We start from the raw sequence: 16,377 nt of genomic DNA on the forward strand, positions 1-16,377 counted from the left end.
TTGACCATGCCGCCCTTTGTGTGGCGTAAATACGAATACGCCGCGCGGCTGGCGTATTCGTATTTACGGCAAAAGGGATTTAAGCCAGCGAAACGCCGCGTTTTTGGTTTTTGCGGTGAGGTTCGAGCCAAATCCCGGACGCCCCTGGCTGGCATCATAAGCCATAATACAAAGCCCGACTGCCACTGACCAAGGCCCGATGTCCAATCCGTCCGGCATTCTAGTTTCTTCAAAATCGCCCATCCGAACCGGAAGCTCCAGATAATCTTTCACGAAATCGGGAAGGTCGGGCAGTCTTGCTCCGCCTCCGGTCAAAACAACGCCCGCGGGCAAAAGTTTGACGCGGTCTATTTTCTTTAAATGTTTATTGGTCAATTCAAAAATATCCGAAAGTCTTGCCGAAATAATATCGGCAGCCTGTTTTTTTGACGATGCCGAGGACGCCGAGAAATTTTTTTTCATATTCTCGGCTTCATCAATGGTTGTTTTAAAACCAATAGCCAAGTCGCTTGTAATGTTTGCCGAACCGTACGGCAAAACTTCAAGCGAAATGGGCAGACCTTCTTCAAAAACAGCAAGCGACGAAGTGCCCGCGCCTATATCAATCAGCATTGCGCCCACCTCTTTATGGCGTTTCGGCAAGACCGCGCGGGCGGCGGCAATCGGAGAAGCAATAACATCTTCGGCCATAAACCCGGAAAGCTCGGCGACCCTAACCACGTTTTTGATGTCTCGGCTCAAAGCAGTAATGAATATAGCTTCGCATTCAAGTTTTGAACCGACCATTCCGGTTGGATCAGGAGTTTTGAATTGCCCGTCAACCGTAAAAGACAAAGCAAAACTATGCAGAACTTCGCGATTCGTCAAAGGCTCTATGTTTGATTGGCATTGCTCAAGGGCCCGAGCGGCGTCAAATTCCGAAATTTCATGATTGGCCCTGGATACCATAATCAGCCCCTTGGAGCGCACGTAAGCAAGATCCGTGCCGCCAACAGACAAAACCCCGGAGCGCAAACGTAAACCCGATTTCTTTTCGGCCATTACGACTGATGCCTTGAGACTTTTTGACGTTTCTTCAATATCTATGATTTTTCCTCTTCTGATGCCGGAAGAAGGACTGGAACCGACACCAAGAATTTTCAAGCCCTCGCCGCGTTTATCCCAGCCGGCGACAACGCTTTGGACGCCGGAACTCCCGATATCTATTCCTAGGACAAAATTTTTAGCCATTTTTGCTCTGCTTGATTCATAATTTTTAATTGTTTCGGAGTGTCATGTTTAAACCCTTTTAAGTGCAGAAGGGCGTGAATATACACTAAAAGAACGTGCGATCTTTGGGTTCGCGCCGACTTTTTAGCCTCGCGGCGAACAAACGGCAAATCAATAAAAATCTCTCCGGAATTTTTACCCAACGCGAAGGCCAAAACATTTGTCGGCCCGTTCTTACGGCGGTATCTGCGGTTAATCCGCGTCATCTCTTTGTCGCCGGTAAAAACCAGGCTCAAATCGTAACGCGAAAACAATATTTTATTTTTAATTTTCTGCCAGGGAAGCTCCGGAAGAGTCTTTACGGTCAAATTTTTAACTGCGAACGCCGTCATCGCCCTAACCAAGCTTTTCTTTCACAGCTTCGGCTACCCGATCGCCTGAAGCTTTGCCCTTTAAAACCGCCATAGCCGCTTTCATTACTTTTCCGAAATCACCGGCTCCTTTTGCTCCGGTCTCGCGAACGCTGTCCACAACAATTCTTTTCAAATCCTCGTCTGAAATCTCTTGCGGAAGATAAGCCGATATCATCTCTCCCTCTTTTTCTTCTTTTGAAGCCATTTCCTGGCGACCGCCTTTCAAAAATTCCCTAACGGCATCCTTGCGTTTTTTCAATTCCTTGGAAAGAACGTCTATAATCTCTTCATCCGAAAGTCCGACCTCTTTTTTTAAAACCTCTATCTCCTTATTGGCTATGGCGGACAAAATCATCCGCAGAACCGAAACTTTCAGAGTTTCGCCCGCCTTCATCGCGATTTTCAATTCGTCTTCAAGCCTTTTTTTAAGCATTTTGACGCCCCACTTTTATTTTACCGAGTTTTTGCAATTTTTCTATTTCTTTCCTGCGCTTAATGCGCGCCAGGGCGTTTTTGCGCTTTTTAAAATCGGACGACTTGCGCTCGTGAAAACGAACTTTGCGCACGCGGCCCAAAATCCCGGCCTGTTGAACCTTTTTGGTAAAGCGCCTCAAAGCGCTGGTCGTGGTTTCATTTTCATTTCTTTTTATTTCAGCCATAAAATTAAGCGTAAAGCGAAATACTAAAAATGTAAAATAGTTGTTTCTTCTATTTGTCCGTATTTTTTGCCCAGCCGCCCAAAAGATGCAAGTGAAGATGGTCAACGATTTGTCCTCCGTCGCGCCCGACATTAAAAACCAACTTATAACCCTTAAGCCCGACGCGTTCCGCCTGCATTTTGGCAATAAAAATCAGCTCTGAAATTATTTCTTTATGATTGTCCTTCAAATGTCCTATGGACTCAATATGCTCCTTGGGCACCGCCAAATAATGTACGGGTGCTGACGGCTTTATGTCTTTGAAAACAATAATACCCTCATTTTCAAAAATAATTTCGGCAGGGATTTCTTTTTTAGCTATCTTGCAAAAAATACAGCCATCCATGCTTTTAATTTCTGATTTTCGACTTCTTTTTCAGATAATCAACAACTTTTTCCTGGAGCACGGTTTCTTGGGCTCCGGAAATCATGTCGCGCACAATAGCCGTTCCGTCAAGGGCTTCTTTCTGGCCGATTATCAGAGCCGTAGCGGAACCGGCCTTATCCGCCAGTTGCAGCTGCTGACGCAAATTATCTTTGGAAAAAGACTGGGTAAGGCTGAACTTGGCTTTGCGCAAAGATTCAAAAATGGCTAAAGTCTTTTTCTTAGCCTGCGGCCCAATTTGAATCAAAGATACGTCTGGTTTTTTTTCTTTCACCGGATTCAACCCCCGAATTGCCAGCTCCTCGGCCAAACGGTCAACCCCCAAGGCTCCGCCAACGCCAAAAAGTTTCTTTTGCCCCAAATTTTCAGCCAGATAATCATAACGGCCTCCGGCAGCCAAGGCTACCGGCGCAGGAGCGGTCGGCTTTTTATCAGCCGGGTTTTCTGCTCCTTCGGGTTCTTTAGATTCCCCGGATTCTTTCTTCTTTTCCGGCGATGCCTCCAAAAAAATTTCAAAAACAGTTCTTGAATAATAATCCAGACCCCTTACTAAATGGGGGTCAAGAAAATAAGGAACGTTCAATTCGTCCAAAAGTTCCAAAACGCTTTTGAAATGGGCCCGGCAGGACTGACAGCTGAAATCTATGGTTTTGGGCGCATCAGCCTTAACCTCAACGCACGAAGGTTCTTTGCAATCCAGAAGCCGCAACGGATTGGTCTTAAGTCTCTGGCGGCAATTTTTGCAAAGCGAATTTATTTTTCGGCGATAATAAGCCAGAAGTTCTTTGCGAAAATCCGCCCGGCATTCCTTGTCGCCCAAAGTATTTATATGAACAATAAAATTTTTGAGGCCCATTTCCTGAAAAATTAGCGCGAAAGCGCGGATAACCAAAGCGTCGGAAAAACTTGATTCATCTCCCAGAACCTCCAAATCAAACTGTTCAAACTCGCGAAAACGGCCGCGCTGCGGATTTTCGTGCCTAAAAAAAGAGCCGAACGTGTAAAACATAACCGGCTGGGTCCATGATTGCATGCCGTGTTCAAAATAAACGCGAACCGCGGGCACAGTCCACTCGGGACGCAAAACCAAATTATCTCCGCCGCGAGTTTTAAAAGAATACATTTGTTTTTCAACTATGTCCGAAGTTTCTCCCAGGGTCGGCGAAAAAATCTCCGCATGTTCTATGTGGGGCGTACGAATGGGCTTAAAGCCGTAGGCCTCGGCTATTTCTCCGGCTTTGGATTCAATAGCTCTCAAAACCAAGACATCGTGAGGCATTATGTCTCTTGTTCCCTTGGGCGTTTTTAGAAATTCTTTTTTGGAAATTTTCTTGGGCATATTACAAATTAACCTAATTATTCTAATAGAAATTTAATTTTCTTGTCCCGGCATATAAGCAAACGCTGTCGGAGGCCATAATCTTAATAAAGCCCTGCCGGTTATGTTCTTCCTCGGAAGCGGCCCCCAACTGCGCGAATCCAAGCTGAAAAAATTATTGTCGCCCATCACGAAATATTCATCGTCTCCCATCCGCCATTCTTTGCCGTCAATGACCAATTCCTCACCGGGAAGACCGACTATCCTTTTTATGAAAAACTTTGACGGGTCCAAGGGATAGCGAAAAACTATAACATCGTCTTTTTGGGGCTCGCGGATAAGATTATAAGTCAGTTCGTCAATAATCAAATAGTCGCCCGATGAAAATGTCGGCGCCATTGATTCGCCCGAGACGATAAAGGGCTGGGCGATAAAAAACCGAATAGGCATCACAATCGCTAAAACAATAATGCCGAATTTGGCTATTTCCCAAACCCCGGACCAAAATTTAGATTGCATTTAATAAAAATAGCATAAAATTTGGCAAAAGAAAAGGCCCCTTAAGTGGGGCCCCCAATGACTCAGGAAACGAATATTTCAGATTTCAGGAGGAACGGGAAGATGTATGCCATTTACCCTACCAATATAGACTAGCGAGGTGTCATATTTATGAAAAACCTCGGGACGTATCCGAAATATTTCTTTTCTATTATAAAGCAATTTTTCGTGTGCTTTCCGGGAAATGATTTCAATGCGTTTTTCCTCGTCCTTAATCATTGCCGCGAGTTTCAGATAAAAAAATACTTCGGCAAACCACATAAAACACATTGTCTGTCCGCTTGGAACGATCTGGAACTTCTGATCGTCGTCAGTTTCTTCGGGATTATATATGGCTGAGACAAAAACTTTTCCTTCCCACGCAAATGTAATGGCGTATCTATTCTTATCATCATCAAACACTATCTGAGCAGTAATGTTAATTTCCGCTGTTAAGTTATTCACCAACTGGTTAACACATTGAATTATGCGGTCATCTATCGGATGTTTCTCGTGATTTCCGGAATACCTTACTACGGCTCTTTTTTCCATTACAGCCCTCCTGCCGCTCGGTTTTTAGCCTACGGCTCGAAGTATGAAAGAACTTCGTCCCGCCGTAACGGGACAAGGCGGACCATTCCGCCGAAAGTATATTAGCACGCAATGCTAAGGTCTGCAACAACATGCGAACGAAGCACATACGACGTACGGACGTTCAACGTCCGTATTAGGGTTCTAAATAATCCTTTTGTTCGCCCAATAATTCTTGGTCTCTTTCGCTCCATTTCAGCATTGAATCAATTAGCTCTTCTGGATTTAAAAATTCTTCTAAAGCATGCCTAGAAATTATTAGATCGTCCTTTTTTCCGACAATACCCAACAAACTGGACCACGGATATCTAAGTAATGCCGCTTTTGCACTTAAAACGCGTTTTATTCTTCCCCCTCGCCATTGGGGATGGGTATAATCTAACGCATTAAGATGAATATAATTTACAAGGTGCTGAAAATAACGATCGGAATCAACGCGTATTACTTTAGCTCTTCCTTGAAACAAAACGCCCTTTCTTTTATTACGAAGATTAAAATACTTAACGTACCCGCCGAATATTTTTCTGACAAACTCGGTTGCGCCTTCGGGAGTTCTGCAACGAAAAAGAATGTGCGCGTGGTTATTCATTAGAATATAAGCCAAAACCTCAACCAATTTTTCCTTTTCCGGACGTTGAACGTCCGTATTGTTATTAAAATTTCTAAGCTCCGCCGGCTCCCAAGAGTTAAAGATGCGCATCCCCAGCAAAAATCTTTGAAAATAAGAGTTGCCAGGAAATATAATTCTCCCGTCAACCCCCTTTTGACAAACATGATAAATCTCTTCTTCCACAAAAATCATATATTTTATATAGTACACGGACGTTCAACGTCCGTAAACATCTGTAAAATCAAAGGGGGGGGCGACAAAATTTGCGACCAATCATAAAACCCGCCCAAAGGGCGGGTTTAAAAAACTATTTCAAATTATTCCAAAAAAGAACTTCTTGATATTCGCGGCGTCTCTTGAAAGCCACCGAGCATTCATCCGTATGTGCTCAAGCGACTGTTCAATGGTGCGTTTGGCCGACGGCACGGGATGAGAAGCAAAAAATTCTTCTATTTCACGGGCCTTGCCTTCGGAAACAAAGTCGTTGATAAGGCCGCCGATTATGCTTTGAAACATAAAAATTCCGCCGTCCGAATAGCGCCTACTTAACTCCGCAAAATTATTCTTCAGAAATTCCCACGCCCGATCGCGAGCGTACGCGTTTGCGCCGACGCTTCCGCTGATGAAAAAGACGTCTTGAGGCCTCACTTCATCCGAGAGCATAAATTCAAGGACTGATTCAATCAGAGCTTGGGACCTGAATTTTCCAAGCGCTCTTAAAATTCTGGTCTTTTCTTCCGAAAGGCCTGTCGCGCGGTAAAGGTCAAGCAGGGCATGGTATTCCGCGTCGCTTCCATGGTCGGCCACAATCGCGTATACCGCTTCCTTCAAGTCGGGACTGATAAAACCGGATTTGAATTGCCTATACGCCTCAAAAACAGTCGCGGGGTCTTTAGCTAAATTTGCAAAACCCCTTAAAATACGGGAGCGCAGAAGTTTATCGGTGTGGGTTTCGTTATCTTTCTGTTTCCATCCGACATGCTCACTGATATCTTTCATCAATAGCCGCGAAAAATCGACCAACCCTCCTGAAAAATCAGTACTACAGAGCAAATTATCAAGCGAAGCCAAAATGCTTAAAATTTCCTGCCAGACGGCGTAATTTCTTTCTCCCCTGTAATACGGAAGCAACGAAAGAAGTTCCTCGGCTGAGACGCGTCCGGAGCGCGCGTTATAAAAAAGGTCGCTCAAAACTCCGAAACGATCTATTGGCGGAAGGTCGCCATTTGATAAAGGGACGCGCAATTTATGCAGAAACTCGGGCTCGTAATGAACGCGGCAAAAAGCCATTTGACCGGTGTTGATTTTCAACCATGTGTTGCCGGCGCTGAAAAGCGACTGATAGTCGGCTTCACTGCTCGGCATAGTTACGCGCAGTTCTCCCAAACCGCCGAGCTCAATGCCGAGCGGAATGGTCCAACGTTTTCCCCTCTCTTCGGAATCCAGAGTTTCGCCGCTTGAAAGAAACCTTTCTTGCCCCAAAGACACAAAGCCGCCGTCAATCCTCCTGACAGAAACCGAGGGATAACCCGCTTGTTTTGTCCAGCCGTCCATAAAAGATTTCACCGATTTGCCTGAAACTTCTTCAAAAACTTCGTAAAGTTCATCGGTTGAAGCATTTTTATAAGCAAAACGAATCAAGTAGGCCTTAAGACACTTTCTGAAAACCTCTTCGCCAAGATATTCAACCAGCATTCTTATGACGCAAGCGCCTTTTGAATAACTTATGGCGTCAAATATCTCATTTATTTCAGCGGGGTCGTTAACTTCAACTTCAATCGGGTGAGTGCTTTTCAGGCCGTCTTTGGAAAGAGCGTTCGCGTATTCCCCGGCGACGAATTGCGTCTGAATGTCCCATTCTGGAAACAAATAATCGGTGCATTTCGGCTCAAGAAAGCTCGCGAACCCCTCGTTAAGCCACAAATCGTTCCACCATTTCATTGTCACAAGGTCTCCAAACCACATGTGCGTGTTTTCGTGAATGACGACTTCGGCTACGCGCTGTTTGGCTGAAGCAGCGGAATTTTCCGGGTCGTAAAGAAGCGTAGTTTCTCTGTAAGTCACAAGCCCCCAGTTCTCCATGGCTCCCGAGGCAAAATCGGGAACAGCAACCAAATCAAGTTTTGGCAAGGGATACGGCACGCCAAGATATTCTTCAAAAAATTCAATGCTCTTTTTGCAAGTATCAAGCGCGAACCGGCCCTGCTCAACTTTTCCGGGCGTCGTCCAGACCCTGATGGGTTTCCCGGGAATAACTATTTTTGATTTTTGACCATTACCGCAACATTCGCCCTCGCAACTTTCGGCCTCTAGTTCAAGATCTTTGGTCCTGGTTTCGATTGATTCAAATTCTCCAACCGCAAAAGCCAGAGCGTAAGTTGACATCGGCGGAGTTTTTTCAAACTGGATAACTTTAAAGGGCCAAAAATCGGGGCATCTCTGAACCGGCATATTGGACAAAACCTGCAGATGGCGCGGCACAATAAAAGCAATTCTGAAAGTCGCTTTTATCGCCGGCTCGTCCCAGCACGGGAAAGCCCTGCGGGCATCGGTTGCTTCAAATTGAGTACAAGCCATCCATCTTTTTTCACCGTTCACTTCATAACTTGAACGATAAAAACCGCGCATTTTGTCGTTCAAAACTCCGCTAAAATTGATGGTGAGCGCGTATCTGCCTTTTTGGAAAACCCTATCAAATTTTAAAGTAACGGTCTCTGCCTCCTTATTAAATTCCGTACCCTGCAATCTGGGGATGAATCTGTCGCGAGCAATGACTTTCACGTTATATATTGAAAGGTCTACGGCGTGCAGGACGATTTCCGAGGTTTCTTCCAAAACTTCAATCTCTATCAACTCACTGCCATCAAAAGTGAATTTTTTAAGATTGGGAGTAAATGTCAAGTAATACTCATCGGGTCTTACATTTTTAGGAAGACGAACGCCGGGTCTTACAGCTGACGCTTCCGGACACACGATCCTGCCTCCTTTTTTCAAGGACCGAAAACTAATTTAGAGTTTAATGCCGCTATGTTATATTTACAAGTATGAAAATAATAGTCGGGCTCGGAAATCCGGGGAGCGATTATTCCGAAACGCGCCACAACGCCGGACGGCTCGCTTTGGAATACTTTGCCAAGAAAAATGATTTTCCGGATTGGAAGGAATCAAACAAATATTTTTCTCTTATTTCGGAAGGGGAAATCGGCAAAAAGCCGGTTTTATTGTTATTGCCAGAGACCTTTATGAATAACTCGGGCAAGGCGATCGCGCATCTAAAAGCTAAAAGCTATAAGCTAAAAGCTGAATTGATCGTCCTTCACGACGATATTGATTTGCCGTTGGGAAAAATCAAAATTTCATTCGGTCGGGGTTCGGGCGGGCATAAAGGAGTTGAATCAGTAATCCGCGCGTTAAAAACAAAAGATTTTTGGCGGATTCGTATTGGCGTCTCGCCGAAAAACAAGCTGCCGCATAAAAAAATTCCGGACTTTCTGACCTCGCCTATGCGCAAACCGGATTTTGAAACACTCAAAAAGTCATTCAAAAAAATTTCCGAAGCGTTGGAAACCATGCTTTCGAAATCCCCAGAAAAAGCGATGAATTTATTTAATTAAAAAGAAAAGGCGCAGCTCTTTGGCCGCGCTTTTTTATTTTACTCTCTGTTTCTCCAGCAGTCGCCCAATAAGCCGACCACCAGCATCAAAATCCCCAAGAAACCAAAAATTCCTGCTAAACTGCTGACTACTACCAAAGGAATATTAGGCGGGAAATCAAACTTAATAATAAATATCGTCAGGCCAAGAAGCGCGCAACCGATAAAAACGGCTATTTTATCCGGTTGATTCACGATAGTTATCCCCCTCCCATGATGGTTTTCCCCCTCTTGATTTAACACTGCTCTGGCTTGAATTATGCCGATTTTAATCTAAAATGCAATAGTTGGCAGAAAAACCAACCAAATACCAAAACCTATTTTGCCCACATCGCTACGATCGTAGTGATGTAGGCAAAACAAAAAGTGTATTAAAAATTAGGATAAGTCAAAATGCAATTTAAGGTCGGCGTCCATTGACATTTTTTCTACGGTCAAAACTCTAACATGCTGCTGAACCTCAAAAAATTCGGCCAAAAAATTTATCTCATTCGAGCACTCGTACGGAAAAACCCACGTACTTTTTTGCAACTCATAAAATCCTAATTTTTTGAGTTTTTTTCGCAAAGCATCGCGCGCCGTTCTTTTTTTCTCCGGTATGTCAAAAACAACAATGCGCCATTTTTTGTCCCAACGCACCGGTTTGGCCATCTCGATCTGGTCCGGATTATAGCGCATGGCGAACCTCTTTCCCCTCTCATTAATAACAATTGACACGGTGCCGTCATCCTCGTCTTTAAAATTAACCAAGCGGTCATACTTAAATTCTCTTAACACCCTTCTTAAGGTGCGGCGGTCAACATCGCGCCATTCTTTAGACAAGTTCTTTATGATATGCCAGTTGGTTCGTGGCGAGCGCGAAAGCCCCATGGATATTCCGGCCACCAACAACAAAAGTATTTTTTGTTTAGTCGGACTATAATAATATTTAGCCATAATATTTAGTCACATCACAATTGTACCACATTGATACGATCGGAGCAGTGTGGGCAAAATAAGTTAAGAATAAGTTAGGTAAGTTACAAGTAAGTTATAAGAAAAACGGCTTGCGAGGAGCCGTTTTTGCTTTATTATGCCGCACTATCTTTTTTCTTTTTATCCTCGTCATCATTTCCTTGATCATTGTTTTTTTGTTGATCAAGAAAAGACCCAAAAATAAGCGCGCAGATGCCTGTTCCGACCACAACCCAAAGAACGGTTGACAAAGACAAATTAAACATCACGGACAATACCACAAACGTTACTAACCAAGAACCCAATCCTGTCACCACCACTCAACTCTCCTTTTATTCAAAAACTCTCCTTGCATCATACATTCTTTCATATAAAATGCAATAGTTGGCAGAAAAACCAACCAAACAACTTAATACACTTTTGATCGCAGGGCTTGCCCCATATTTTTTGGAAAAGCCCGTTTTGTGGTGGGAAGAAAATGAGGAGGAAATAATAAAAAAGCGCGGTCTAAGTCCGACTTGGACCAGAAACACGGTTTTGGTGGAAACGGGACAAAAAATAAAGCAGAGCGAATTTTTACGCCGAATTTCGGAGTTGGGATATGAAAGGGTTTTTGAAACGATACTCCCCGGGACTTACAAAACGCTTGGCTCAACGATTGTTATCTTTCCAATCAATAAAAAAATCCCTTGGGGCGTGGAATTCTCGGGCAATATCGTAGAGGCGATTGAAAAACACGAAACAATCGCGAAAGGCGGTCTGACACTAAAGCCGCAAAAAAATAAAGAATTGAGTATTGCTTCTGGCGATTATGTCGTCCATATAGACCACGGAATCGGAATTTTCCAGGGCCTGGAAGAAAAAAACGGCGAAAATTATTTTAAAATTGAGTACGCTTCTCCCGCGCACGGAGCCGACCCCGACGCGCTTTTCGTCCCGATTTCGGAAAAAAAACGCCTTGAGCCGTATTACGGCCTTGAGCGTCCGCGGTTAAACAGGTTGGGCAGCCAATTCTGGACCAGAACCAAAAAGAAGTCGCGCGAAGAAATAATCGCCTTCGCCCAAGAACTCATAAAAATTTATAAAAATCGCGTCATTCAAAAACGTCCGCCCTACCTGCCTGACTCGTTTGAAAAAATTGTCTGGGATTCATTCAGGCACGAACTTACTCCGAGCCAGGAAAACGCCCTTGAAGAAATTTTAAGCAATATGGCTAGTCCCGAACCTATGGATAGAATCTTAACGGGAGATGTCGGCTTTGGGAAAACCGAACTGGCGCTGCGCGCCGCGCTTCGCGCGGCACTAAACAGCAGACAAACGGCGATCCTCGCGCCAACCACCGTGCTTGCCGACCAGCATCTTTCGGTCTTCAAAGAACGTCTTAAAAATCTGCCGATAAAAATCGGGGGCTTAACCCGCTTATCACCCGAAAAAGAAAATAAAAAAACGCTGGAAAATCTGGCCGAAGGCGAAACGGATATCGTTATCGGCACGCATCGCTTGTTTTCAAAAGACGTTAAATTCAAAAATCTGGGATTGGTGATAATAGACGAAGAACAACGCTTTGGGGTAAGACACAAAGAACATTTCAAAAAACTTCATCCGGCAACCGATATCCTTTCGCTTTCAGCAACTCCCATCCCGCGCACACTCACTTTCTTTTTGGCCGGAGTACGGCCGGCAAGCCAAATCAAAGAGGCGCCACGCGGTCGCAAAGCGCCTCTCACCAAAGTTTTACCTTTTTCCAAAAAATTTGTAAAGGAAGCTCTGAAAGCCGAGTTAAAACGCGGGGGACAGGTTTATTATGTCGCCAACCGCATCAAAAACATTCCCAAAATTGTTGAAATGCTGGAAAAACTTATTCCGAAATCCAAAATCGGCTCAATTCACGCGAGATTGTCCGAAAAAAATATAATTGAAACGATGCGCGATTTTCGCGAGAAAAAAATAGAGATTCTTGTTTCAACCACCATTATTGAAAATGGCCTGGATATTTCTTCGGTAAACACTTTAATTGTTGAAAACGCGGCGCTTCTCGGACTTTCGCAAGCGCATCAGTTAAGAGGCAGAATCGGGCGAGGCGATACGCAAGCAATCGCTTATTTCTTGTATAATCCAAAAAACCTCATGCCTAAGGCCGAAAAGCGCCTGAACAATCTTCTTAACTTTCAGGAGCTTGGCTCCGGGCTTGAACTCGCAAAACGCGATTTGGAAATCAGGGGCGCGGGCAACATTTTGGGCCGCGAACAATCGGGTATAGCCAACCGCATCGGCTGGAATTTATATTTTCAGTTTATGAACGAAGCGACTGAAAATCTTTCTCTATTTTAGAAGCCGAAAAAAAATATATAATAAAAATATGCTGATGAAATTATTCGGCTCATTTACACTATTAATCTTTTTTATAATTTTTGGGCCGGTTAACGCGCAAGCGGCGGGATTTGGTATATCGAAATACGGAGAAGCCGGCTATGGCTACGGCACAACTACCGGAGAGACTTCTACCGTCCGGATGACCAGTACATCAGGAACGGCCGGCGCCACGACTTCGGTTATGGCCACCACTTCTGAAATGACCCTTGCCACAACTTCTGAAATGGCCACTGCCACAACTTCTGAAATAACCCTTGCCACAACTTCTGAAATGGCCACTGCCACAACTTCGGTTATGGCCACCACTTCTGAAATAAGCTCGCCCTCAATTAAACCCGCGGCCGCCCCAGCGCGCATAAAAGATAAAAAAATTTCACCTAAAAACAAAACAACTTCGGCGCCGGAGCCGACAATAGCTTTAATTTCTACGGAAGAAGAATATAGCACCTCAACAAAAGCCGTTCTGAAATCTCAAATGCCTATTAAAACATTGGTAGTCGGCATAATCACCAATAGTCTGAAAATAGCGCGGCGCGTGATAAAATATAAACTGTGGCAAGCCGGTCAATTTTTATTTTCAATATTTTAATTATTCGCTTAGTTGATTAAAATAAAATATGCCTTATCTGGTTTCAATAATTAAAAGAATAAAAAATAATCCCGCGCCGGCCTTATCAATTTTAATTGTTTTAGCTCTTCTGATTTTAGGGAACCAGCGCCGGCGGCCGCCCGACCGTCCGCGCTTGCCCGCGGTCATAAAAGACGGGGGGTACGGCCAATTTCTTTTTGCGGCCGCCAGATTACCCGTGGCGGGAGGCGATGAAAATAATTGGGGCGAAATTCTAAATGAATTTTTGCGAGTCAGCCACGAAGAAAACGGCGAGTTAAAACCGAGCGGTCTGGGAGATATAACCGGTCTTGGCATAGTAAACGTCAAGGAGTTTGGCGCCAAAGGCGATGGCACTACCGACGACACTTCGGCGATTCAAGCCGCGATTAATTACCGAGGCAGTGACGGCGGAATGGTTTATCTTCCGCCCGGGGTCTACCGCGTTACGAGTTCTCTGATATTTTTCAATAACAATCATATGAAATTCGCGGGCGCCGGCAAGAATCTGACGAATATATTGTGGGATGGCGGAGCGGCCGGCCCGGTGCTTGATGTCGGAAGCGTCCGAGACAGTTTTTTTGAGGGCTTCAGAATAGCCGTCCAGAGCGTTAATCTGAATCTGGCAATAAAAATACATAATGCTTCGGGCGCGACCGTATCCACAAATAATGTTTTCAGGGATATTTACATACACCCCACGGCTTGGGCTATAGGCGGGGGGTCTATCACCGACGGCGTCAAAATCGGAGACGGCACGGACGCCAACAATGATTTTCATAAGTTCATAAGAGTAAGTATGGGCGATATTCTTCGCGACGGATTTGTCATAGAAAACTCGTCACAAGCAAAACACATACTCTTTGAAGATTCTCATGTGGGCTCCTCAAGATACGGCCTGCGGCAAGACGGAGGAGGAAGTTTCAAATGGGTCCGCGGCGGCATGCGCGGCCAGACCACGGCTAATTTCCACCTCGGTCAGCCGACGGATGTCATTATGATAGACGGCATTGATGTTGAGCGTTCCGCGTCTTTTATGGACAGTTCCGGCGCCGCGTCAGATTGGGCGACCATAGTGCAGAATGTGCGCTGGGATTCTCCATCGGAGGCAAACGCGTCGGGTAAAGTTATAGAGTTTAATTTTTCCGGCCCTCTGGTGCTGATAGGAAACAGGTTTCAAAGCGGGACAACGGACCTGATTGTAACCGGCAACACATCAACCTCGCTTGTCGCTATCGGTAATTACGTTAAAAATACGGCCACGACCAAATTTTGGTCCGGGTCGTGGAAAAGCATTGTTGCTCTCGGCAATCTGGTGGGCACTCCGTATACTTATCAAAACGCGGACGCGTCTTTCGGCGCGAATCTTTCCGTGTCCGAGGGTTCTAATTTTATCGTGCCCTCGGGCAAAATAGGAATCGGGACTTCAAACCCCCAAACCCCGCTGCATATAGTTTCTAATGCCGGAACTAAACTGGCCCTGGATCATCCCACTGCCGATTCAGGACAGGAAATATCATTTAGAGTCAACGGGGTGGATCGGGGGCTCATACAATGGTTCAACGGCGCTTTTCGTCTGCATCCAGACATAACCGTGCTTGATCCGACAAGTCCTCCGTTTGTGGTCAACTCCTCCGGCAATGTCGGCATAGGCATCACCAGTCCAACCAGCAAACTGCATGTTGTGGGCAAAGCAACCATAACCGGCGGGATTGACCCTCCCTATGTATCATTTTCAGATGAAACGCGAGAAAGCATAATAAAACGCGCCGAAAACATTGAAGAGCACGAAAAAGTAATGATGTTCTGGAACAGCCAGACCAAAAGTATGGAGGTCTATAATATTCAGGAAGACACTTTTTATTCTGTCAGCGGTGAAAAATTGGACTAGGCGGACTTTACTTCTTTTTCCACGTCGCCCAAGTACACCAAAGTCATCTTGCGCTCGTCGGGTTCAAACAGGGTTATTTGAAACGGGTAGGTTTTGCCCAATTCTATTTTCTCGCGCATAGTATTCTCGGTTCCAAATTCCGAAATATGAACCAACCCGGCCAAACCTTCTTCTACCGCGACCAGAGCGCCGTAACGGTTCAGCCGTATGACCACACCCTGCACGATGTCGCCTTTTTTATATTTTTCTTTAGCCCTCACCCATGGGTCCGGTTCCAGAGCTTTAATGGAAAGTGAAATTTTTCCGTTTTCAATAGCGATTATCTTGGCTTTTATTTTGTCGCCTATGTTAAAAAGTGTCCTCGGGTCTTCAACCAAAGACCACGAAAGTTCGGAGATATGAGCCAAACCTTCCAATCCCTCTTCTATTTTTAGAAAAATGCCGAAGTCGACCACGCCCGTAATTTCGCCGTCAACGATATCGCCAACCTTATATTTAGATAAAACTTCCTTCAGCTCCTCTGTCTGAGTTTCTTTTTCCGAAAAAATAAGCTTGTCTTCTTCTTGGTCCGCGGTAATTATTGTTACCGTCAAACTTTGGCCGATCATTTTTTGGAGCTCGCCTAAAATTTTTTCTTTATCGCCTCCCTCAACTCTCGGATAATGGATTGACCTTAATTGCGAGGCCGGCAAAAAACCCTGAATCCCTTCCCATTCCATAACTAGCCCGCCTTTATTGGCTTCTTTTATTACCAATTCCAAAGGTATCTTTTTTTCAGCCAAATCCCTGGCTTCGCGCCAGACTATCTCACGGCCGGCTTCTTTCAGCGAAAGTTCAACGTATCCGTCTTCATTTTCCGGTTCAACCACTTTCGCGGTTATGCGATCGCCCATTCTGATGTTTGAAACCATGTCGCGCGCGGCCATCAATTCGCGGCCATACACGATGCCGGTGCCGACCGAACCCAAATCCACGTACAGAGCCGATTTTTTGCGGGCAATCACCATTCCATCTATAAAATCCCCAACCTTAAGCACAGGGAAACTAACCGCCTTAAAAAGATATTCCATAGGACTTAATTCGGCCTTTTGGGGCTCTATCAGCTGTTCGGCACTATTATTATTACTGCCATCTAAATC

18 protein-coding genes are annotated in these 16,377 nt (G+C 44.9%); 4 read left to right on the plus strand and 14 right to left on the minus strand.

Annotation, left to right across the window (positions count from 1 at the left end; all coding sequences use genetic code 11):
• Positions 1-63: 63 nt before the first annotated feature.
• From ftsA to HYY55_02425, 10 genes are all read right to left on the minus strand, one after another.
• A complete protein-coding gene (gene ftsA / locus HYY55_02380; GenBank protein QQG45808.1) occupies positions 64-1,230 on the minus strand; it encodes a cell division protein FtsA in 1,167 nt (388 codons plus the stop codon).
• Positions 1,209-1,601: an rRNA maturation RNase YbeY gene (ybeY, locus tag HYY55_02385; GenBank protein QQG45809.1), complete on the minus strand. Its 393-nt coding sequence runs from the start codon at positions 1,599-1,601 to the stop codon at positions 1,209-1,211. Before ybeY ends, ftsA begins: the two co-directional genes overlap by 22 nt.
• Before the next feature lie 4 nt (positions 1,602-1,605).
• Complete coding sequence (locus HYY55_02390; GenBank protein ID QQG45810.1) at positions 1,606-2,055, minus strand: GatB/YqeY domain-containing protein; 450 nt, start codon at positions 2,053-2,055, stop codon at positions 1,606-1,608.
• Positions 2,048-2,281 (minus strand): 30S ribosomal protein S21, encoded by a 234-nt coding sequence (gene rpsU, locus HYY55_02395; GenBank protein QQG45811.1) that lies wholly within the window; start codon positions 2,279-2,281, stop codon positions 2,048-2,050. Before rpsU ends, HYY55_02390 begins: the two co-directional genes overlap by 8 nt.
• A gap of 49 nt (positions 2,282-2,330) precedes the next feature.
• Positions 2,331-2,666: an HIT domain-containing protein gene (locus tag HYY55_02400; GenBank protein QQG45812.1), complete on the minus strand. Its 336-nt coding sequence runs from the start codon at positions 2,664-2,666 to the stop codon at positions 2,331-2,333.
• Positions 2,667-2,670: 4 nt separating this feature from the next.
• Positions 2,671-4,044 carry a histidine--tRNA ligase gene (gene hisS / locus HYY55_02405; protein QQG45813.1) on the minus strand — a complete coding sequence of 458 codons (1,374 nt, stop codon included), beginning with the start codon at positions 4,042-4,044 and terminating at the stop codon, positions 2,671-2,673.
• A gap of 33 nt (positions 4,045-4,077) precedes the next feature.
• Positions 4,078-4,542 (minus strand): signal peptidase I, encoded by a 465-nt coding sequence (gene lepB / locus HYY55_02410; protein ID QQG45814.1) that lies wholly within the window; start codon positions 4,540-4,542, stop codon positions 4,078-4,080.
• Positions 4,543-4,620: 78 nt separating this feature from the next.
• Positions 4,621-5,112, minus strand: a complete 492-nt coding sequence (locus HYY55_02415; GenBank protein ID QQG45815.1) for a hypothetical protein — start codon at positions 5,110-5,112, stop codon at positions 4,621-4,623.
• A 175-nt stretch (positions 5,113-5,287) separates the two neighbouring features.
• Positions 5,288-5,953 carry a transposase gene (locus HYY55_02420; protein ID QQG45816.1) on the minus strand — a complete coding sequence of 222 codons (666 nt, stop codon included), beginning with the start codon at positions 5,951-5,953 and terminating at the stop codon, positions 5,288-5,290.
• A gap of 120 nt (positions 5,954-6,073) precedes the next feature.
• Positions 6,074-8,755 carry a M1 family metallopeptidase gene (locus tag HYY55_02425; protein QQG45817.1) on the minus strand — a complete coding sequence of 894 codons (2,682 nt, stop codon included), beginning with the start codon at positions 8,753-8,755 and terminating at the stop codon, positions 6,074-6,076.
• Positions 8,756-8,805: 50 nt separating this feature from the next.
• On the opposite strand from HYY55_02425, the gene HYY55_02430 reads away from it, so the two are divergent.
• Positions 8,806-9,375 (plus strand): aminoacyl-tRNA hydrolase, encoded by a 570-nt coding sequence (locus HYY55_02430; protein ID QQG45818.1) that lies wholly within the window; start codon positions 8,806-8,808, stop codon positions 9,373-9,375.
• A 38-nt stretch (positions 9,376-9,413) separates the two neighbouring features.
• Here the strand turns inward: HYY55_02430 and HYY55_02435 are convergent, their stop codons facing one another.
• From HYY55_02435 to HYY55_02445, 3 genes are all read right to left on the minus strand, one after another.
• On the minus strand, positions 9,414-9,608 hold the full coding sequence (locus HYY55_02435) for a hypothetical protein (GenBank protein QQG45819.1): 195 nt from the start codon (positions 9,606-9,608) through the stop codon (positions 9,414-9,416).
• A 183-nt stretch (positions 9,609-9,791) separates the two neighbouring features.
• The gene (gene cas2, locus HYY55_02440; GenBank protein QQG46647.1) at positions 9,792-10,283 is read right to left on the minus strand and encodes a CRISPR-associated endonuclease Cas2; all 492 of its coding nucleotides are present in this window, start codon (positions 10,281-10,283) and stop codon (positions 9,792-9,794) included.
• 200 nt (positions 10,284-10,483) lie between these two features.
• Entirely contained in the window at positions 10,484-10,684 is a 201-nt protein-coding gene (locus tag HYY55_02445; protein QQG45820.1) for a hypothetical protein, read from the minus strand.
• Positions 10,685-10,751: 67 nt separating this feature from the next.
• On the opposite strand from HYY55_02445, the gene HYY55_02450 reads away from it, so the two are divergent.
• Genes HYY55_02450 through HYY55_02460 form a run of 3 tightly spaced genes read left to right on the plus strand, consistent with a single transcriptional unit; the run spans position 10,752 to position 15,238 of the window.
• A complete protein-coding gene (locus HYY55_02450) occupies positions 10,752-12,698 on the plus strand; it encodes a DEAD/DEAH box helicase (GenBank protein QQG45821.1) in 1,947 nt (648 codons plus the stop codon).
• 28 nt (positions 12,699-12,726) lie between these two features.
• The gene (locus tag HYY55_02455) at positions 12,727-13,329 is read left to right on the plus strand and encodes a hypothetical protein (GenBank protein QQG45822.1); all 603 of its coding nucleotides are present in this window, start codon (positions 12,727-12,729) and stop codon (positions 13,327-13,329) included.
• A gap of 28 nt (positions 13,330-13,357) precedes the next feature.
• Positions 13,358-15,238 carry a hypothetical protein gene (locus HYY55_02460; GenBank protein QQG45823.1) on the plus strand — a complete coding sequence of 627 codons (1,881 nt, stop codon included), beginning with the start codon at positions 13,358-13,360 and terminating at the stop codon, positions 15,236-15,238.
• Here HYY55_02460 and HYY55_02465 read toward each other — a convergent pair.
• On the minus strand, positions 15,235-16,308 hold the full coding sequence (locus HYY55_02465) for a S1 RNA-binding domain-containing protein (GenBank protein ID QQG46648.1): 1,074 nt from the start codon (positions 16,306-16,308) through the stop codon (positions 15,235-15,237). The two genes, HYY55_02460 and HYY55_02465, sit on opposite strands and share 4 nt — an antisense overlap.
• Positions 16,309-16,377: the final 69 nt, after the last annotated feature.

Source organism: Candidatus Niyogibacteria bacterium, from assembly GCA_016432485.1.
In the GTDB taxonomy this organism is placed as follows: domain Bacteria; phylum Patescibacteriota; class Minisyncoccia; order HO2-45-28; family HO2-45-28; genus HO2-45-28.